This window comes from Streptomyces sp. NPDC050806, from assembly GCF_055586425.1.
The window spans coordinates 174,615-193,511 of sequence record NZ_JBVJIF010000006.1 but is presented as its reverse complement, the minus strand read 5'-3'; the positions used below and the strand labels follow the sequence as shown (position 1 = coordinate 193,511).

Here is an 18,897-nt window from a genome sequence, read left to right as displayed (position 1 = left end):
AGGAATGAGTCTCATGCCTAACGAAATACCGTCGACGGCGCGGCCGTCCCGGCCCGGACTGCGAGCGGCCTGGCTCCTGACCGCGGCCGGCTGGGGCGCCAACCAGTTCTCCTCGCTGCTCGACGCCTACCGCCACAACCTCGGCTTCTCGGCCGCCACCGCGACCGGCCTGTTCGCCCTGTACATCGTCGGCCTGCTGCCGGGCCTGCTGCTGGGCGGCCCGGTCGCCGACCGCATCGGCCGCAAGCCGGTGGTCCTCAGCGCCGTGGTGGCCGGCGCGCTCGGCACGGTCGCGCTGATGATCGGCGCCGAGGCCTCCACCGCAGCGCTCGTCTGGCTCGGCATCGGCCGCTGCCTCACCGGCCTGGGCACGGGCGCCGTACTGTCCTCGGGCAGCGCCTGGGTCAAGGAGCTCTCCCACGCCCCGTACGAGCCCATGGCCCACCCCGCCGCCGGTGCGCACCGCGCCAGTTACCTCCTCTCGGCCGGCTTCAGCGCCAGCGGCCTGGTCTCGGCGGTGATCGCCCAATGGGCCCCCGCGCCCATGCTCACCGCGTACATCCCCCACCTCCTGCTGACCGTCGGCGCCGTCATCGCGGCCCTCGCCGCCCCCGAGACGCACCAGCGCGCCCCACGGTCCGAACGTCAGGCGGCCCCGGCGCCCAGCCCCGCCCGCCACCCACGCTTCCTCCGCCTGGTCGTCCCCGTCGCCCCCTGGGTCTTCGCCGGGCCGACGATCGCCTTCGGCGTGCTGCCCGGCCTGGTCGGCGACCGCCTGCACGGCTACACCACGGTGTACGCCGGCATCGCCACGGCGGTCACCCCCGGCTGCGGCCTCCTGGTCCAGCCCTGGGCCCGCCGCCTGGCCGCCCGGTCCGCTGAACGCCCGGCCGTGATCGGCATGGCCGCGGTCACCCTCGGCCTCCTGATCGCGGTCCCCTCCGCGGCCTACCAGCAGCCGGTACCGGTACTGATCGCCGACGCCTTCCTCGGCGCCGGCTACGGCCTGTGCGTCACCTTCGGCCTCACCGAGGTGAGCAACCTTGCGGGCCGGGGACAACTCGCCGGCCTCACCGCGACCTTCTGGGCCGTCTCCTACCTCGGCTTCTGCGCTCCGTACGTCTTCACCCTCCTGTCGGCCATCGCCACCCCCACCACCATCCTCCTGACGGTAGCCGCACTGGCCGCCCTCACCTGCGGCACACTCCTCCTCCTGACCCGCACAGTCCCGCCCCCGACCCCGCCCCACACTCAGCCCCAGCCCCAACCCACCAAGACCCCAGCGACCACCCGGGGATGACACCGCCTCCCGCGAGGTAAAGACGCCCACTGCGATGTAAAGACAACGAAGCCCCGGCTCGAACAGCTCCCCGAGCCGGGGCCCGCCGCCTCGCCTCGCTGACGCGACCGGGCGGCCAGGCGCGCCCGTACGTCGAACAACTCAGGGGAGCGACGGTGTTCCTTACCGGCAGGGAGGCCCCGAAGCGCCTGGCGACAGCGTGACCCCCGACGCTCGACCGGCGATATGACCTACCCCACCCGTGACCGCGCTGAATGATCTCCTCCAGCAGCGCCTGACGGGCCGTCGGCGGCGGACCGCTGGGAGGCAGACCCCAAGATCTTCTCCCAGGTGTCTCTCAACAGGACCCTCTGGGCCACCGTTCGGAGTGCCACCGCCGCTGTCGGCGAATGCCTCGCCGACAGCGGGCAAGGACACCCCCAAGGCGCATCGCCACAGCGCCGGCCGATGGCACGCCATAGAAAATCATGGCTCCAGCTCGAGCGTTCGGTGCTGCTTGTTCCGTGCCTGTGGGCGTACTCAGCTTTTGCAGGGCCGGCTCGGCCTGATTCCCCTGCGGGCCGCTGATCTGCGGGCGGGCGTCGGTGACCCGGCCGTGTCAGGTGGGGCCGAGTCCGGTGATCAGAGACTGGACCACCATGTCGGCTCCCTGAGCGGTGGTCAGTTCCGGCATCTCGTGTGAAGCGATGTTGGTGAGGTGGATGAGCAGGGAGCGGGCCCAGCGGTCCGGAAGGCCGGAGCGGATGACCCCCTCACGCACCGCACGGGCCGCGAAGGCGTCGAGTTGTTCGATCAGCCGGCCGAGACGGTCGGCCGCGGCTTCGTCCTGTACTTGCTGCAGGTCCACCGGCCACCGTCTGCTGACGCTGATGATGCCCTCCGCATACCGATGCAGGGCCACCGGCACGGGTGCCTCGGTCAGCCGCGCCGCGGCGACAACCTTCTCGCAGGCGTCGAGCTTGGCCTTATGAACCGCCGCCAGGAGTGCCTCGCGAGTCTTGAAGCGGCGGTAGACGGTACGCCGGTCAACGCCCGCCGCCGCCGCGATCGCCGCGATGCTCGTACCGGGATCGCGCGCCAGCAAGCGCGCTCCGGTCTGCAGGACCGCGTCCAGGTTGCGTGCCGCGTCAGCTCTCATCGTGATCGGAGCATACGCAAGGGTGCGGCTGATGAGCTAAGAAGTGACACACATCTATTGCAAGTCAGATGTTAAGTGACACATAGTTGTGGCATTAAGCGCTTTGCTCGGCGCGCTAGCCGTCGCCTCTTCCTTCGTCCCAGGAGTCCTGCGTGAGCCCGGTCCACTTGTCCGAGAAATTGAAAGAAGTCCTCGATTCCAGGGTCTTCGTCACCGTGGCGACCCTTCAGCCTGATGGGAGCCCGCACCAGTCGTTGGTCTGGGTGGGGAGGGACGGCGACCGCGTCCTCTTCGTGACCGGCGTCGACAAGCTCAAGGTGCGCAATCTGCGCCGAGACCCCCGACTGAGCGTGGCGGTCAGCCCACCCGACGAGCCCTACAGCTACGCGGTGATCAGCGGCACGGCCCGGTTGGAGAGTGCGGGCAGCAGCAAGCGCATGGACGAACTTGCCGTCAAGTACACCGGCAAGCCCTACGCCGAACACCACCCGGAGTCGTATGCCACCCTCCCGGAACTGGTCACCGTCCACGTCACGCCCGAAAAGATCGCGTCCCGGTTCCTGTGAGGCGAAGAAGCAGAAAGGGATCACCGTGATGAAGACCTACGTCATCACTGGCGGCACGGACGGCATCGGCAAGGCCATCGCCGACACATACCTGGGAAGGGGGCAGGAGGTAGTGGTCGTCGGGCGCAGCATGGAGAAGGGTGAGGCGTGGCTCGATGGCGCAAGACGACGTGACGCGGCAGCTAGGGCGCACTTCATACACGCCGACCTGAGTCGGCTGTCCGAGACCAAGGCAGTCGTCGAACGCATCCGGTCCTCCTGCGCGCAGATCGACGCCCTGGTGCTGTGCGCCCGGCACTTCCGGACCAACCGCCTGGTCACCGCCGAAGGCTTCGAGAACACCTTTGCCCACTTCTACCTCAGCCGCTTCGTACTGAGCCATGGGCTGGTCGACCTGCTCGAATCCGCCGATGCGCCGGTCATCCTGAACATTGCTGGGCCTGGCGGCGAAGGGGAGATCTGCTGGGAAGACCTACAGCTTGCAAGGGGGTACGACGGGCAACGGGCGCTCATGCAAGGCGGGCGACTCAACGATCTGCTCGGTGTCGCCTTCGCGGACACCCGGCCGGGGACGAAGGTGCGGTATGTACTGCTCAACCCGGGCACGGTCGGCACCAGTTTCTCGGGGCAGTACACACCGGACGTCATGGCGCAGATCAACGTCATCCGCCGGTCCGCCCAGCCGGTCCACGAATCCATAGTGCCGATCGTCAGGCTCCTGGACGACCCGCCCACTGCCCCGCTCAGCGCCTACGTGCGGGACGTGCCGCTCAACCCACGCGGCCCGGGGTTCACGGTCGAGGAAGCGCGGCGGCTACACCTGCACACCAAAAAGCTGTTGGCCGACTGGGCAACAGGGATGACGAGAGGCTGAGATAGCAGACACCAGCTCCTCCACCTCCGGCCACGTCGCCGGCCTCCCGACGAACGTTACGTACAAGCTGCTGCGCGGCAACGCGATCCGGATGCTGGATCTCGACTTCGACAAGTAACGGGCGGGTAGTCGGTGAGGCAGCGCATCGCTGCCATTTCGCTCCTTGAGCGCGGCACTGCAGGCTCGCCCCTGGCCTTGCGTCTCAGCGCGGGAAACGCTGCAGAGGCCGCAGCATCCTTAGCGGCTTTGCACTGTCGGCCCTTTGCCGTCACACACGGGCTCTCGATGGAGTGCGCTAACCGTCGTCGAGGTCATTGTCGGCGCCAGCCTGGTTGTTGCTATCGGCGGTGTTCCGATTGTTGTTATTGAGCAAAAGTTCCCCTTGTTGGCTGTTTTGATCAGCTTGTACAGGTAGATCTGCTCCGCCGCAGTGGTTCAAGGCGCCGGCGAGCGGCACCTGCCCGAGGAGTCCCCCGAGGCCGCCGGCGAAGGCGGGGGTGCTGGTGGCGAAGCTGGTGCCGAGTGATGCCACGGTGAGCGCGAACCCAGTGAGCTTTTGGAGCATTGTCATACCCCATCAAACCGGCTCAGAGGATGATTGGTCACTCCGGTGATCGCGCACAGCACCAGCCTCGAAAACGTGTTGCTCCTGTCAGCCTCAGCGTCTTGGGTGGCCTCATTGGCCGACTCAAGGACGGGGCGGAATCGATGGGGCAGTCACAGCAGCTGGAGCAGCGATTCTTGGGCGGGACGGGGCTGCGCGTCAGCGAACTGTGCCTGGGCACCCTGACGTTCGGCGACAGTGCGGACGAGGCGACGTCGCACCGCATGCTGGACGCGTTTACGGAGGTGGGCGGCACCTTCATCGACACGGCCGACATCTACGGGCAGGGTGCATCCGAAGAGGTCGTAGGCCGGTGGCTCAAGGCCCGCGGGAATCGCGACGACCTCGTCATCGCGACCAAAGTGTTCGGGTCGATGGGCGAGGCCGGTGGGAACGCTTCGGGCCTGAGCCGTAAGCACATCCTGAAGGCCGTCGAAGGCAGCCTGCGCCGTCTTGGGACGGACTACATCGACCTGTACCAGACGCACATGTGGGATGCAGAGACACCTATCGAGGAGACCCTGTCGACCCTGGACACTCTCGTACGGGACGGCAAGGTGCGATACCTGGGCGCGAGCAGCGTGACGCCGTCGCAGCTGCAGAAGGCGCTCGATGTGGCGCGGTTCAATCGTTGGGAGCCATTCGTCTGTCTGCAGCCGCTCTACAACCTCCTGTCGCGGGAACTGGAGTGGGAGCTGCTCCCGCTGAGCGAGGCGGAGGGCGTTGGAGTCATACCGTGGAGTCCGCTGCAAGGCGGTTGGCTCTCTGGCAAGTACCGACGTGGCATGACGTCGGCCCCGGAAGGCTCGCGTGAGGCGGCGGTCCAGGAGCAGCAGGGCCGTGAAGGCTGGCGGGATCGGGACAACGAGGAGACCTGGCGCGTCGTCGACGCGGTTCTCGCGGTCGCCGAAGAATCCGGGCACACCCCGGCGCAAGTGGCGCTGCGCTGGCTGCTGCAGCGCCCGGGCGTGACGGCACCGATCATCGGGGCGCGCACCCTGGACCAGCTGACAGACAATCTTGGCGCCTGCGGCTGGCAGCTGACACCGGAGCAGGAAGCACGACTGGCGGAGGCGAGCGAACGTCCGCTGCCGCACCCGTACGATGTGCTGGCGCGCCCCAGGGAACGTTCACGCCCCTCCCGCCGGGGCTGATCGCACGAGAGAAGCTTCGCCCCGCGACGACGTGGTGCGCGATTGAGCCAGCGCTGGCCGTACCGGCACCGTCCTGCGTGACTTCGGCTCGCGAGCTCGCGGGAGCAGACACCGCCCACAGCGGGGGACACCGCAACAACTCCGTGGGCGGGCTACATGATGCCTCGCGGGTGGGCGCGGGTGGCGGCAGCCATGTTCCTCACCGAGGTCCTGTAAACCGCTGCGATGCGATCGCCAGAGAACAGCAAGTCCGCGACTTCCACGATTCGGCCGCGAGAGTCGACGGATGTCCTCTGTACGGCCAGAACGGAGACCCCGGGCGGGATCCCCAACACCCCGGCTTCGTCTGGCCGAGCTGGGGCAGTCCGCTGACGAGCTGCTGGAGACGTTCACCAAGCGCGAGTTCAACGTGTACCGGCTGGCCAATGACTACGCGGTCGGCAGCTACCCCGCTGCCCTGCGACACGGGGCCCAAGGGTCCGGTGGCGCGGACCGATCGCCGACGAGAGCGAGCTGATCTTCTCTCGGGTGGATGCCGAGAAATTGCCGTGAGTGCTCGAAGTGACGGCGTCACGACATGGCGAATGCTTTACTGGTCAATCAATCTTCGGCCGGTGGAAGCCCGTTATGGGTTGCTCCAAAAGATCAAGATCACGTAGGATCCTCGGGATTAGTTTCAATCGGGGAGAAAGTTATGAAGCGCGCCGCAAGGGGCTTCGCTCTTGCTGTCGCTGTTGCAGCGACGACCTTCGCAGGAATCCCAGCCGCAGAGGCCCAGACCACCTCTGCCGCGGCGATGGGGCAAATAACTTGCAAGGTGAACCCTAACCGTCCTCACGAATCCCACGGCAAGCCCGGGTGGATCGTTGGGAAGTCTCAGTACTGGTGCACCGCGGGTATTGACTCACTCGTGAACACCGTAAAGCTGCAGAAGAAGGTGAAGGGTAAGTGGGTCACTGCAGCGAAGAGCAAGTCTGAGAGCGTAAAGAAGCCCAAGGGAAATAAGAAGTACCGCAATCAGACCAGGAACTACAAGTGCCGCAAGGGCACGTTCAGGACGGCCAGTCGCGGTCACGGCGTGTACAGGGGAGTCCCCTCAAAGTCGATGCACTGGCAGTACAGCAAGGCTGTCAAGAACCCGTGCTGAGGACTCCTAGTTGAACGTACGCGGCCCTCTCCCGAGCCCACGGGTGAGGGCCGCCTGCGTTCCCCGCACCGCTAAAATGCGGTTCAAGATAAGCATCTTGGAAGGAAGCGCATGCGTGACGACGTTGTGTCGATCATCCGATCCTTCGAGGAAGACGGGAAGGTAATTTTCCGTCAACTCGATGAGCGCACCTGGATTCTGGTGCCAGTGGAGACCGGTTGCCCCATCGTTTTCGATGACCTCGGAGATTCGCTGGTCATGAGGACCGGTATTGATGTGCGTGTGTCCATGGATTATGAGCTTGAGACGTCGCGTGAAACTCTGCCCGAGGTTATCGCGGCTCTGGCTAATGGACAGACGGCAGAACGGTTTGCGACTACATACCGGAACCGCCTGTCTCCTTCTGGGTACAAGATTGAGTACCCCAGCGGAAGCCAGTTGGAGTCAGGCGAGCACCAGGGGCGCGAGTACTCCGTTCGCCTGCCTGCGTGGAACGCTGAATAAGGCCTTCTGCTGAAGAACATGCAGTGCCGATTCCCGTCATGAGGTAGCTGAGCGCGACAGGGGAGGAAGGTTCGGGAAGCAGGCCGATCTGCGGAAGCAGCGGTGGGGCGACTCGTTGTGATGCCGATCATCACCTTGAGTGGAACCGAATTGGTTGACCGCGCATCTGAGTCAGAATGCCCCTGATTTTACGGCCGGCACCCAATGTGTACCGCCCTACCAACGGCCGGGCGGCCAACAGCCACACGGATTCCTCTAGTTGCCGCAGTTCGATCGCCGAGGTTGAGGCGCTTGCACATCGCACGCTAAAGAGCAAATGAGACTTCCGCATAGCTCGTCCGTATGATCTTTCTGTCGACGGCTGCTGACCACGGCCGCCAGTTACACATAGGGGGATTTCTATGTCTCGTAGATCGACCATGCGAGCAGTCGGGGTCGCGCTGGCTCTTCTGTCCACCGCTTTCGCGACCACCGCAGCTCACGCCAGCACTGGTGAATCTGCACCTTCCGCCGTCCAGAAGCAGAACGGCGAGATTTCGACCCGAGCAGCTGTCGGGAAATACAGCAAGCTCATCAGTAAGACGTCGAAGAAGAACTATACAAATACCAAGAATGAAATAGCCCGCTGCACGGCGCAGACGAAGGGCATGACTTGCATGATCAATAAGACTGCGTCGGCGACGCGCACGATCGATGCAGGGTTCGGTATGAGCCATGACGGCGTCGCGGCGAGTCTGAACATCAGCAAGGCGAAGACGCAGTCCGTGTCAGTGACGTGCAGCGCAAAGGTAGGCAAGGGGCACTCGCTCGTCGCCTACCCGATTGGTACTCGGTACAAGTACAAGATTGAAAAGCACATCACCACGCCCCTTGACTACAAGGCCGGCACCAGTGGGTGGAAGTACGCTTTCGATCCTGCGCCCGCGAAGGTAAGCTGCAAGGTCATATGAGCCTACGTCGCTGTCATTTCACGTCCGCACTTCCCCGGGCCGGTGCGGTGGCCAGTGCCGCGGCAGTAGCAATAGTTCTTGCGGGGTGCGGTACAGATACTGAGCCTCACACGCCTGTGGACTCGCTCGTCGGCCAGTCCGTCGCTCAGGTGGAAGGCGAACTGCCGCAGGACTCCTCAATGGTCTCGTACGACCTGTCGAAGCCCGTCACCGGTAAGGATGCCAAGTACGGCATCTCGGATGACGAATCCCACGATGATTGGTTCGTGGTGGCGGCATGCGCGAATACGAAGAACGTTGAAGACGACACCCGGCTCGCAGTGGGGGTACTGAACGCCGACGCGTACTCCAAGGCCATTGCAGGCAAGGCGAAGAGCCATGCCTTTGACCACTACTTGTCGGAATGCAGGTAACCACGCCCCAGCGCGGTCGAAACTCTGAGGCACCGCCTTCGAGGAGCGGCGCAGGCTTCGCCTGACGAAGTCCGGGATGTGCCGGGGCGCGCCTACGGTTACAGCCCCGGCCGTACTCGTGCGGCCGGGGCTCAGTGCTGTCGGTTGGGAGTGGGTGTGCCGCAGAAACGAGTCCACGGGGGAGCGGCGCCGGGCCGTCGACGCAGGCGCCGGATGACTCTGATCAGTCGTCGTCGCTGTCGTGGTCGTCCTGGTCGACGTGCTGGTTGAGGACCTTGCCGCTGGCCGCGTCGATGGTGACGTCGTGGCTCTTGTGGTCCTTGCCGAGGACGTCGACCTCCCAGACGGTGGCACCGTTGCGGTCGTTGTCGTCGAGGCTGTAGGAGGTGACGGTGCCGGGGACGGCCTTCAGGGCCTTGTCGGTGGCCTTGTCGTGGCCGATCTTGTCGGCCTTGACCTGGGCCTGGGTCTCGGCGGCGTCCTGGGCGGCGTCGTCGTCGCGGTCGGTGTGCTGGTTGAGGACCTTGCCGTTGCCGGCGTCGATGGTGACGTCATGGTTCTTGTGGTCCTTGCCGAGCACGTCGACCTCCCAGATGAGGGAGCCGTTGCGGTCCGCGGTGTCCAGTTCGGCGGAGGTCGCGGTGCCGGGGACGGCCTTGAGGGCCTTGGCGGTGGCCTCGGACTGGCTGACCTTGTCGGCCTTGACCTGCGCGCGGTCCTTGGCCGTGTCGTCCAGGTGGCGCTCGTTCTGGGAGAGCTGGACCGAGGAGTGCGGGGCCGGGGCGTCGTCGTCGGCGAAGGCCGTCGCGGCACCCGTGCCACCGATCAGTGCGACGGCAGCGGCCGTGCCGAGGACGATGGCGCGGGGGGTGAGCGTGCGCTTGGCGGTGGCCTTCATGGGAACGTTCCTCCGGATCGTGGTGCGGTGTGGTTCCGCCGGCGGGCCCTGTCGCGCCCTTCCGACATTCACCACAGTGCACAACGGAACCTGAACGCAGCCTGAAATCCTGAAGCCCTTTTCAGGTTCCGGCCCCGGGACGAGCGAAGGAGTCATCCCCGCCGGGACAGTGTCGGTATCGCGTCAGCCCCTCTACGCGGTGCGCCTGCGGAAGCCGCCCGGAGCGATCCACCCCTGCCGTCCAGTCCCGATGTCCGGGACAACCACCAACCAACGGTGTAGAAAGGGGCCTTAGCCCTCACTCTCACGGTCGGTCAGGACGGCACGCGCGGTCCGGAGCTGCCGGAGCTTGGCGGTCTTCAGGCCATGGAAGTAGCGGTCGTGCTGACGCACGGTGCTTTCCTCGAGATTCTTCTCCGCGGCGAACCATGTCCGGACCAGATCGGTGCGTTGCTTGCACCGGACGTCGGCCCTGGCCGTGGTGATTTCCTGTCGTGAGGCGCCCGCCGTGGCATTTTCCCACCAGCGAGGATCATTCACCGCCTCCTCAGGGCTCGGGTAGTCGTATCCCTCGTCGTGCATGCACGTGCTCCACGCACGCATGGCCCTTTTCACAGCGGGCGCCGTTTGAGAGTCCTTGAAGTTCTTGGTGTCGAGTGTGTCGAGTGTGCGGTAGTCGGTGTCTGTACCGCGCAGAAGTTGGCGGTGGGCCTTGAGCGAGCACCCGTCGCTCGGGTCGAGAGCCGCCTTCTTGGCCTCAGGGGAGAGGGCCGCTTCACGTTCCTCTTCGAGCTGTGCCACCTGGTAGGGGTCGAGGAGCTCTTTGGGGGCGTGATAGCCGAAGTGCTCGGCCACGGCGGGTTCGATTACGCCGTAGCGGCGGCGGTTCTTCAGTTCCACCGCTCGGGCAGGGCGGTCGACGGATGTCCATTCGTGGCCGAGGCGCCCCATGCAGGCGCGGATCAACCGGTCCTGGGCGGTGGAGACGGTGTAGTACTCGGCGAGCGAGAGTTGGTAGGCGTCGAAGGGGAGGACAAGGCGGTGGACCTGTCGTGTGGGCGCAGGAAGAGACGGCCTTCCGTTCTCCTCAGGGGGAGTGGCCGGCGTTGCGCAGGCCCCCACCAGGAGCAGCGGTGCGAGAAGTGCCGTACGGCGGGTGTGTCGGATGGGCATGGGCTTTCTTCCGGACGGTCCTGCACGGGCCGCAAGGCTCGCGCCTTGCGGCCCGTGCAGAGGTGCTGCGTGCTAGCGGAACCGGATGGCGCTGGCCTTGTTGTCGAAGCCGTTGTTGGTGAGGTCGCTGTCCTCGGAGTGCGCCTTCGCGTAGTAGGTGCGGCCCGTGTAGCCCTTGCCGTCATAGAGGACGACCGCGTGCCCGGTCTTGTTCTTCATGGAGCTGGCGCCGTTGTTGCAGGAGTTCTTGGCGCCGATCCAGTCGTTGTTCCGCAGGTCCTTGTCGCTCTTGGTGACGGAGCAGTGACCGCCCTTGTAGTCGTCGTGGCGGTACAGGGTGAACTTGGCGGCTGCGAGGGGCGCGGAGGCAGCGGCAGTGGTCTGGGTGCTGGGGGACGCGGCGACAGCGGTAGCGGCCGGCGTGAGCAGGCCACCGGCGCACAGGGTGGCGATGCCGATTGCCGTAGCGGTCTTGCGCTTCATAGATCTGTCCTTGCGTTGAGGCGTTTGTCGGGTGCCGGGCGGCGTCTCGTCGCCTCGGCACCATCAACCTCTCGGGGTACGGAGTTGTCCGAAAGCGCTGGCAGCAGGCGACAAACAAAGCGAACAATGTGCTTGATGGGGTTTGTGTGACTCGGCATGGCAACGCGCCGGGTAGCGGGGGGAGTGGGTATGGCGGGGGACAGTCAGCAGGGCGTGGCCAAGCCGCGAAAGGCGCGGTTGGGCCGACCGGAAAAGCCGGTGGATCCCGCGGCCGGGCCCGTGGAGCGGCTGGCGTGGGAGCTGCGGCGCTTGCGGGAAGACTCTGGATCGCCGAGTTATCGGGCGCTGGCCAAGAAAGCTCATTACTCCGCCAGCACGTTGGCGGATGCGGCGAAGGGCGAGCGGCTGCCGTCCCTGGACGTCCTGCTGGCCTATGTCGAAGCGTGCGGAGGGGAGCGCGCGGAGTGGGAGGTGCGCTGGCAGGCGGCTGCGACCGCAGCGGCACGTGACCGCGCGAACAGCGTTCAGGTATCAAGCATTCCGTGCCCTTACCCCGGTCTGGCGGCCTTTGGGGTTGAGGACGCCGAGGTGTTCTTCGGGCGATCCGCTTTGACCAAGGAGTTGGCCAGGTGTGTGGAACGGGGGCCGCTGACGGTGGTGTTCGGCGCCTCGGGCAGCGGGAAGTCCTCACTGCTGCGGGCCGGGCTGATCGCTGACCTGGACGAGCGGTGGCACGCGGTACTGGTCACTCCCGGTGCGCGGCCCCTGGAAGAGATGGCCACCGCAGTGGCTCACCTCATCGATGCCGATGCCGACACGTTGCGGGGCCGGATCGCGCAAGACCCAGGCGCGCTCGATCTCGCCGTCCGGACCTGGCTGGCCGGCCGGCCCGAGGCCACCCGGGTCCTGGTGGTGGTCGACCAGTTCGAAGAGGTCTACACATCGGGCGCGCCGGACCCCGAGCGCACTGCCTTCCTGGACGCGATGGCCGATTTCGTACGGGCCGCCGAAAGCCGGACACACCTGATCATCGGGGTCCGGGCCGACTTCTACCCACGGTGCCTCACCCACCCCGGCTTCGCCGCGGCCGCTCGCACGGCCGCCCACCTACCCGTGGGACCACCGACCCGGGATGAGCTCGCCGAAATCATCACTGCCCCTGCCGCCCGCGGCGGCGTGAGCGTGGATGCCGACCTGCTGCAGGTCGTGCTCGGTGAAGCAGCCGACCAGCCCGGCGCCCTGCCGTTGGTTGCTCACGCGCTGCGCGAAGCATGGACCGGGCACCACGGCGCAGCCCTGCACTTGGCCGACTACCGCGCGACAGGGGGAATGCGCGGAGCCGTGGCACAGACCTGCGAACGGCTCTACCACGAGGCCACTGCTACTCAGCAGCAGATCATGCGGCAGACATTCCTGCGCCTGACCGCACTCGGCGATGCCACCGAGGACACCCGCCGCCGCCTCGCACGCACCGAACTGGACGGCCTCACGACACCGGGCGAGCTCGACACACTGCTGCGACGGCTGGCCGACAGACGCGTCCTCGTCCTCTCCCACGGCACGGTCGAGGTCGCCCACGAGGCAGTGATCCGCGCCTGGCCACGGCTACGTCGCTGGCTGGATGAGGACCGCGAATCCATCCGCACCCACCGCAGGCTCACCACCGCAGCCTCGACGTGGCATGAACTGAACCGCGACAACGCCGTCCTCTACCGGGGCACCCAGCTCGCCACCGCCCAAGCATGGATGCAGCACCAGGGCCATGCCCTCAACACCCTCGAACGGGAGTTCCTTCACCGGAGTGCCCGTACCGAGCAACGACGCTCCCGTCACGCGGGCTTCCTCACCGCGGCCCTGGCCACTCTCCTCGTGCTCGCCCTCATCGCGGCAGTCACCGCCTACATGCAACGCGAAGACGCCGAGAGCCAACGCCGTGTCGCGGTCGCGGCTCAGCAACAGGCCCAGTCCCGCGAACTCGCCGGCCGCTCCGACACGCTCATCGGCACCGACCCCGATCTCGCCGCCCTGCTCGCCGTCCAGGCGTACCGCACCAGCCCCACAGTCGAAGCCACCACCAGCCTCTACAAGGCAGCAGACCTCCCCCTTCGACACCGCCTCCCCGCCGTCAACGGCGAAGCGACGGACGACACCACAGGCGTCGCCGTGGCGTACAGCCCTGACGCGCGCACGTTGGCCACAGCCAGCTGGAGCGGAACGGTGCGTCTGTGGAATGCCGCCACCGGCCGGCTCCGCACCACTCTCACCGGCCACAAAGGAGAAGTGGCTTCCGTGGCGTTCAGCCCACACGGAGACACCCTCCTGATAGGCGGCGCTGACGGCGGCGTATGGCTCGCGAACACCAAGACCGGTCAGGTGCGCGCCATTCCTCTCACCCGGCAGGACGACCTGGGCTGGGTGTTCTTCAGCCCCGACGGCCGGACCCTGGCCATCACCGACTTCGACAACGGAGTGCGGCTGTGGAGCGTGAAGACCGGCCGTCCGAAGGCCACCCTCACAGGCCACGGCATCTCCTCGCTGGCCTTCAGCCCCGACGGTCGGACGCTGGCCACCACCGGCCTCGACAACAGAGTGCGGCTGTGGAACGCGACAACCGGGCATACCCGCGCCACCCTCGCCGACCGCCACGAAGAAGCGAACTCGCTGGCCTTCAGCCGGGACGGACGCACTTTGGCCACCGGCAGTACCGAAGGCACCGTGCGGCTGTGGAACGCGGCTACCGGCAAAGCCCGCACCACCTTCACCAGCCGTCACCCCGGTGAGGTGACCGCGATGGCCTTCAGCCCGGACGGGCACACCTTGGCCACCAGTGGCTACGGCCCGGTGCGCATGTGGGACACAGAGAGGGGCCGTACCCGGATGACTCTTCTCGGGCACAAAGGCCGGGTCGGATCGCTCGCCTTCAGCCCGGACGGACAGTCCTTGGTCACCGGCGGCGAGGCCTCGGCCCGGGTGTGGGACGCCGGGGTCGGCCGTACCGTCACCGGCCACAAGAAGGAGGTGTACTCGGTGGCGTTCAGCCCGGACGGGCGTACCTTGGCCACTGGAAGCGAGGACGGCACGGCGAGGGTGTCGACGACTGCCACCGGCCGCACTCGTACCACTGTCACCGGGCACAAGAGCTACGTGAACCTGGTGGAGTTCAGCCGGGACGGACACACTCTGATCACCGTTGGCAGCAACAGCGAAGGCAGTCAAGCCTCAGTGCGCGTGTCCGACATCAAGACCGGGCGCGCTCGTACCACTCGCACGGGCCCGGCTGACGGTTTTCCCTTCCCCCTGGCGTTCACCCGGGACAGGCGTACTCTGGCCGTCAGCGGAGGACGCCGCGGCGCCCTGGTGCGACTGTGGGACATCGAAACTGGCCGTACTCGCGCAGTTCTCACCGGCCACAAGCGAGGAGTTTCCGCAGCGGCGTTCAGCCCGGACGATCGCATTGTGGCCACGGGAGACAGCCAGGGCACGGTGCGGTTCTGGAGCGCCACGACAGGACGGTCGCGTGCTGTCGTCACCGACCACGATGAGGACGTGAGCGCCATGGCGTTCAGTCCGGACGGGCGCACCCTGGCGACCGGCGGTGAAACGGGAACCACAAAGTTGCGGGACGCGACTACCGGCCGCGTCCGCACCACTCTCACCGGCCACGAAGAAGGTGTGTACTCGGTGGCGTTCAGCCCGGATGGGCGCACGCTGGCCACCGGCAGCACAGATGGCACGGTACGACTGTGGGACACCAAAACTGGCCGCGCTCGCGAGACGCTCACCGGCGACCCACGTCCGCTGGGCACGGTCGCGTTCAGTCCGACTGGTCACACGCTGGCCGGCAGCGCCGGAAAGGCCGTACAGGTCTGGGACGTCGAGCTCCCGAAGGCGGCCGCCGCCGTCAAGGACGTCTGTACGGCTGTCGGACGCAATCTCACGAGGCAAGAACGTTCCACCTACCTCCCAGACGCATCGCCCGGCCCGGTCTGCAGGCCTTGAGGCCAGTTGTTCTTTCGGCCCTGTGGCGCGGATTGTCCTCGACCAGGCCGGACCGACGGCTCGGACGACAATCCGACATGCTCACCCTGGCCGTCGGCAGGGCCGAGGCCTGCAGGTGTGCTCTACCTTCTGCCACTCCCGGAGGGGGCAAAACCGCTGGCTACGGGGGCAGGCCATTGCCCACCGAAGGACGACAGCTACCGCACGATCAACGCGCCGCCCTGGCTCGTGAGTCTGCCGTCGAAGCACGTAGCGCGCACGAAGCCCACGCCCTGTCCCTGTCCCTGTCCCTGTCACGGAGGCACGTACGTCTTTCGCGGTCAGGGAGTCTCGCGAACTGGGGAGACCGGAGCGAAAGTCATCGATGTGGCGAGACGCGCCGGTGTCTCAACCGGCCCGGCCGCCTCCGGCTGGTATCCGAAGAAGGCGCCGCAGGAGGCTCGTCCCGTTCCGCTGCTCGGTGACCCGTGGCCGGGCGTTCCGGCGCGGGGGAGGGGCGCCCAAGGGCGGGCTGACGCCTGTTGGCTGCCGATAGCCAAGGCACTGACACCTCACGGGCTCCGGCACACGCACAAGACGCGCATGGAAGAGCGGATGGGGCATCTGGACGGGTCGGTTCAGGCTCGGCACACCCACATCACGCGGCAGATGCGCGAGGACCTGATTGCGGGGCTGACCGCGGAGTGGGAAACGGCGCTCGATGCGCGGCTGGCGATGTGTTCTACCTCACCCGTGGCCGCGCTGAATGATCTCCTCCAGCAGCGCCTGACGGGCCGTCGGCAGTGGGCCGCCGGGAGACGGATTCCAAGATCTTCTCCCGGATGTCCCTCAACAGGACTCCGGAAACCACTCAGCCCTGGCCTTCCTACCGGAAGGCCAGGGCTGACCTGGTGTTTCTTCAGTCGGGGTGGCGGGATTTGAACCCACGACCTCTTCGTCCCGAACGAAGCGCGCTGCCAAGCTGCGCTACACCCCGAAGCAACGAGCTCTACTTTAGCGGACCGATCCGCGAACGTGAAATCCGGTATCCGGGGCGCGGGGGAGCGGGCCTGAACTGGTCGATTGCGAGGAGGGCCAGGGCGAGGGCGAAGAAGGCCAGACCGTAGAGGACGGCGTGGAGCAGGACCCCGACGTACCCGTGGATCTCGACGTCCAGGAAGGGGTACGGGTAGCGGCCGGCCGTGCCGGGGGTGATCAGGGCGCCGCGGACCAGGGCGAAGGCCAGGTAGAGGAGCGGGTACGCCAGCCACTGCCAGGTGTGGCGCAGGCGGAAGTGGCGCGGGGTGGTCAGGAAGAGCCAGTCCAGTACGGCGGCCAGGGGCGTCACGGTGTGCAGGAGGTGGTTGGCGACCGTGCCGGTGGTGCCGCGCGCCGCGGTGCCGGTCATGGCGAAGTGGGTCGCGTCGCCGGCCAGGACGACGTGGTACACGAGGCCGGTGATCACCATGTAGAGCACCACGGCGCCGGTGATCCGGGGCGAGACGGGGCGGCGGCCGGTGGCGGTCCGGTAGGCCGACCACGTGGCGCAGACGGCCAGCGCCGCGTTGCTCTGGATCGTGAAATAGGACGCCAGCCGGGGCAGGTCCGTGGCGAGGGTGATCTCCAGGACGATGCCGGTGGCGGCGGCCGCGGCGATCAGCAGCCGGAGGACGGCGGCGAGCGGGCGGGGGCCGTGCGGCGCGACCGCCGAGGACGGGGTGAGCGCCGAGGCGCCGGCCGGGCCGGTCGCGTAGTGCGAGGAACGGGTGGGGTCGGACCGGGTCGGGTCGATCATCCCCCCACGCTAGACGGGATGCGCGGGGATCGGGAGCGGATCGGGGCGGCGCGGGCCTGGAAGCGGAACCTGAGGTTTCCGAGGCGGGTGCCTAGGCGGATGCCGGGGCGGATGTCGGGACGAGTCCGGGGCGGATTCCGAGGCGGGGGTCGACGCGGAGTCCGGGCGGGGGCCGGGGCCTGCGCGTGCCGGTTGGTGGTGCGCGCGGGCCCCGGGTTCGGTGGAACCGGGCGGCGGCTAGGCGCGTTCCGTCAGCGTCAGCAGGGTCGCCTCGGGCGGGCAGGCGAAGCGGACGGGGGTGTAGCGGTTGGTGCCGCAGCCCGCGGAGACGTGCAGGTAGGAGGTGTGCTCGCCGGCGGTGTGGGTGGACAGGCCCTTCACGCGGCCGGTGTCCAGGTCGCAGTTGGTGACCAGGGCGCCGTAGAAGGGGATGCACAGCTGGCCGCCGTGGGTGTGCCCGGCGAGGATCAGCGGGTAGCCGTCGGCGGTGAAGGCGTCCAGCGAGCGCAGGTACGGGGCGTGCACGACGGCGAGCGAGAGATCGGCGTCGTCCTCGGGGCCGCCGGCCACCTCGGCGTACCGGTCGCGCTTGATGTGCGGGTCGTCCAGACCGGTCAGCGCGATCTCGAAGCCGTCGAGCTTCAGCCGGCCGCGGGTGTTGGAGAGGCCGACCCAGCCCGCCGTGTCGAAGGCGTCCCGCAGCTCTTCCCACGGGTTGTGGATGGCGCCGACGACGGGCGCGTTGCCGTTGAGTCCGTGCCGGCCCTGGACCTTCTCGATCAGGTAACGGGCGGGATTGCGCAGCTTCGGCCCGTAGTAGTCGTTCGAGCCGAACACGTACGTACCGGGGAACTCCATCAGCGGGCCCAGCGCGTCCAGCACCTCCGGCACCCCTTCGGGGTCGGAGAGGTTGTCACCGGTGTTGACGACGAAGTCGGGGCGGAGGCCGGCCAGGGACTGCAGCCAGCGTCGCTTCTTGTGCTGCCCGCTGACCATGTGGATGTCCGACACCTGCAGCACCCGCAACGGCCGCATGCCGCGCGGCAGTACGGGGATCGTCACCCGGCGGAGCCGGAAGGACCGGGCCTCGATGCCGGCGGCGTAGGCGATGCCGGCCGCGCCGACCGCCGTGAGGGAAAGGGGTACTCCGTATCGCGCGCGCATGGCCCCATCGTGGCAGAGAGCGGGGCACGGAGGCATCACGGGGAGGGATGATCATGCTGTCGTACGGGGCTCGCGCCGGGCGCGGGCCGGGTCTCACGCCGGGTACGCGTCGGGCATGGGCCGGGTACGCGCCCGGCGGCGGGCGGGTTCCGGCGGCCGGGCTCGCCGGGGCCGGGGAGCCGTTCCGGCCCGATAACTCCGCGCGGTAGCGGGCGGGCCCTGGCAAACTTGGGTCATGACCACGCTCAAGACGAAGCTGCAGGACGACCTCACCGCAGCGATCAAGGCGCGCGACGAGCTGCGCTCCTCCACCCTCCGCCTCACGATCACCGCGATCCAGAAGGAGGAGGTCGCGGGGACCGAGGCCCGCGAACTGTCGGACGGCGAGGTCGAGAAGATCATCGCGCGCGAGGCGAAGAAGCGCCGCGAGGCCGCCGAGGCGTTCGACAAGGGCGGCCGGACCGAGCAGGCCGCGCGGGAGAAGGCCGAGGGCGAGGTGCTCGCCGACTACCTCCCCAAGCAGCTCACCGACGCGGAGCTGGAGAACATCGTCGCCGAGGCGGTGGCGGAGGCCGTCGGCAACGGCGCCGAGGGCCCGAAGGCCATGGGCGCGGTCATGAAGATCGTGAACCCGAAGGTCGCGGGCCGTGCCGAGGGCGGCCGGGTGGCCGCCACGGTGAAGAAGCTGCTGGCGGGCTGACCAGGCAGGCGTCGGCGGGCTGACCGCGTACGGATGGGCGGGGCTGACCGCGTACG

18 protein-coding genes, 1 tRNA gene and 1 pseudogene are annotated in these 18,897 nt (G+C 67.4%); 11 read left to right on the top strand and 9 right to left on the bottom strand.

Features of this window, described 5'->3' with window-relative positions; genetic code table 11:
• Window positions 1–13 precede the first annotated feature (13 nt).
• Window positions 14–1,300, top strand: coding sequence for an MFS transporter (locus ACZ6WH_RS20180; protein ID WP_469729757.1), 1,287 nt, complete (start codon window positions 14–16; stop codon window positions 1,298–1,300).
• 598 nt (window positions 1,301–1,898) lie between these two features.
• Here ACZ6WH_RS20180 and ACZ6WH_RS20175 read toward each other — a convergent pair.
• The gene (locus ACZ6WH_RS20175) at window positions 1,899–2,438 is read right to left on the bottom strand and encodes a TetR/AcrR family transcriptional regulator (protein ID WP_469729756.1); all 540 of its coding nucleotides are present in this window, start codon (window positions 2,436–2,438) and stop codon (window positions 1,899–1,901) included.
• Between the two features lie 152 nt (window positions 2,439–2,590).
• Here ACZ6WH_RS20175 and ACZ6WH_RS20170 point away from each other — a divergent pair, with 152 nt between their 5' ends.
• Window positions 2,591–3,004, top strand: a complete 414-nt coding sequence (locus ACZ6WH_RS20170; RefSeq protein WP_469729755.1) for a PPOX class F420-dependent oxidoreductase — start codon at window positions 2,591–2,593, stop codon at window positions 3,002–3,004.
• Window positions 3,005–3,032: 28 nt separating this feature from the next.
• Window positions 3,033–3,878, top strand: coding sequence for an SDR family NAD(P)-dependent oxidoreductase (locus ACZ6WH_RS20165; protein WP_469729754.1), 846 nt, complete (start codon window positions 3,033–3,035; stop codon window positions 3,876–3,878).
• A 295-nt stretch (window positions 3,879–4,173) separates the two neighbouring features.
• Here ACZ6WH_RS20165 and ACZ6WH_RS20160 read toward each other — a convergent pair whose 3' ends face one another.
• A complete protein-coding gene (locus ACZ6WH_RS20160) occupies window positions 4,174–4,443 on the bottom strand; it encodes a hypothetical protein (RefSeq protein ID WP_469729753.1) in 270 nt (89 codons plus the stop codon).
• 161 nt (window positions 4,444–4,604) lie between these two features.
• Here ACZ6WH_RS20160 and ACZ6WH_RS20155 point away from each other — a divergent pair, with 161 nt between their 5' ends.
• Window positions 4,605–5,636 (top strand): aldo/keto reductase, encoded by a 1,032-nt coding sequence (locus ACZ6WH_RS20155; RefSeq protein WP_469730008.1) that lies wholly within the window; start codon window positions 4,605–4,607, stop codon window positions 5,634–5,636.
• A gap of 152 nt (window positions 5,637–5,788) precedes the next feature.
• Here the strand turns inward: ACZ6WH_RS20155 and ACZ6WH_RS20150 are convergent, their stop codons facing one another.
• The gene (locus tag ACZ6WH_RS20150; protein ID WP_469729752.1) at window positions 5,789–5,971 is read right to left on the bottom strand and encodes a UTRA domain-containing protein; all 183 of its coding nucleotides are present in this window, start codon (window positions 5,969–5,971) and stop codon (window positions 5,789–5,791) included.
• 359 nt (window positions 5,972–6,330) lie between these two features.
• On the opposite strand from ACZ6WH_RS20150, the gene ACZ6WH_RS20145 reads away from it, so the two are divergent.
• From ACZ6WH_RS20145 to ACZ6WH_RS20130, 4 genes are all read left to right on the top strand, one after another.
• Entirely contained in the window at window positions 6,331–6,783 is a 453-nt protein-coding gene (locus ACZ6WH_RS20145; RefSeq protein WP_469729751.1) for a hypothetical protein, read from the top strand.
• A 111-nt stretch (window positions 6,784–6,894) separates the two neighbouring features.
• Complete coding sequence (locus tag ACZ6WH_RS20140) at window positions 6,895–7,287, top strand: hypothetical protein (RefSeq protein WP_469729750.1); 393 nt, start codon at window positions 6,895–6,897, stop codon at window positions 7,285–7,287.
• A gap of 419 nt (window positions 7,288–7,706) precedes the next feature.
• Entirely contained in the window at window positions 7,707–8,237 is a 531-nt protein-coding gene (locus ACZ6WH_RS20135) for a hypothetical protein (protein ID WP_469729749.1), read from the top strand.
• Between the two features lie 116 nt (window positions 8,238–8,353).
• Window positions 8,354–8,650: a hypothetical protein gene (locus ACZ6WH_RS20130; protein WP_469729748.1), complete on the top strand. Its 297-nt coding sequence runs from the start codon at window positions 8,354–8,356 to the stop codon at window positions 8,648–8,650.
• A 223-nt stretch (window positions 8,651–8,873) separates the two neighbouring features.
• On the opposite strand, the gene ACZ6WH_RS20125 is transcribed toward ACZ6WH_RS20130, so the two are convergent.
• The 3 genes from ACZ6WH_RS20125 to ACZ6WH_RS20115 all read right to left on the bottom strand — a co-directional run bounded on the left by ACZ6WH_RS20125 (window position 8,874) and on the right by ACZ6WH_RS20115 (window position 11,204).
• Entirely contained in the window at window positions 8,874–9,548 is a 675-nt protein-coding gene (locus ACZ6WH_RS20125) for a PepSY domain-containing protein (protein ID WP_469729747.1), read from the bottom strand.
• Between the two features lie 291 nt (window positions 9,549–9,839).
• Window positions 9,840–10,721 (bottom strand): hypothetical protein, encoded by an 882-nt coding sequence (locus ACZ6WH_RS20120; RefSeq protein ID WP_469729746.1) that lies wholly within the window; start codon window positions 10,719–10,721, stop codon window positions 9,840–9,842.
• A gap of 72 nt (window positions 10,722–10,793) precedes the next feature.
• Window positions 10,794–11,204, bottom strand: a complete 411-nt coding sequence (locus ACZ6WH_RS20115; RefSeq protein ID WP_469729745.1) for a peptidase inhibitor family I36 protein — start codon at window positions 11,202–11,204, stop codon at window positions 10,794–10,796.
• A gap of 189 nt (window positions 11,205–11,393) precedes the next feature.
• Between ACZ6WH_RS20115 and ACZ6WH_RS20110 the strand changes: the two genes are divergently transcribed.
• Entirely contained in the window at window positions 11,394–15,203 is a 3,810-nt protein-coding gene (locus ACZ6WH_RS20110) for an nSTAND1 domain-containing NTPase (RefSeq protein ID WP_469729744.1), read from the top strand.
• Window positions 15,204–15,380: 177 nt separating this feature from the next.
• Window positions 15,381–16,124 (top strand): annotated as a pseudogene (locus tag ACZ6WH_RS20105) (hypothetical protein); the annotation flags it as partial.
• On the opposite strand, the gene ACZ6WH_RS20100 reads toward ACZ6WH_RS20105, so the two are convergent.
• From ACZ6WH_RS20100 to ACZ6WH_RS20090, 3 genes are all read right to left on the bottom strand, one after another.
• Window positions 16,106–16,179, bottom strand: a tRNA-Pro gene (locus ACZ6WH_RS20100). The pseudogene ACZ6WH_RS20105 and the gene ACZ6WH_RS20100 overlap by 19 nt on opposite strands.
• 12 nt (window positions 16,180–16,191) lie before the next feature.
• Complete coding sequence (locus ACZ6WH_RS20095; RefSeq protein WP_469729743.1) at window positions 16,192–16,977, bottom strand: Pr6Pr family membrane protein; 786 nt, start codon at window positions 16,975–16,977, stop codon at window positions 16,192–16,194.
• Window positions 16,978–17,214: 237 nt separating this feature from the next.
• Window positions 17,215–18,141 (bottom strand): metallophosphoesterase, encoded by a 927-nt coding sequence (locus tag ACZ6WH_RS20090; protein WP_432857338.1) that lies wholly within the window; start codon window positions 18,139–18,141, stop codon window positions 17,215–17,217.
• A 235-nt stretch (window positions 18,142–18,376) separates the two neighbouring features.
• Between ACZ6WH_RS20090 and ACZ6WH_RS20085 the strand changes: the two genes are divergently transcribed.
• Entirely contained in the window at window positions 18,377–18,841 is a 465-nt protein-coding gene (locus ACZ6WH_RS20085) for a GatB/YqeY domain-containing protein (RefSeq protein WP_469729742.1), read from the top strand.
• Window positions 18,842–18,897: the final 56 nt, after the last annotated feature.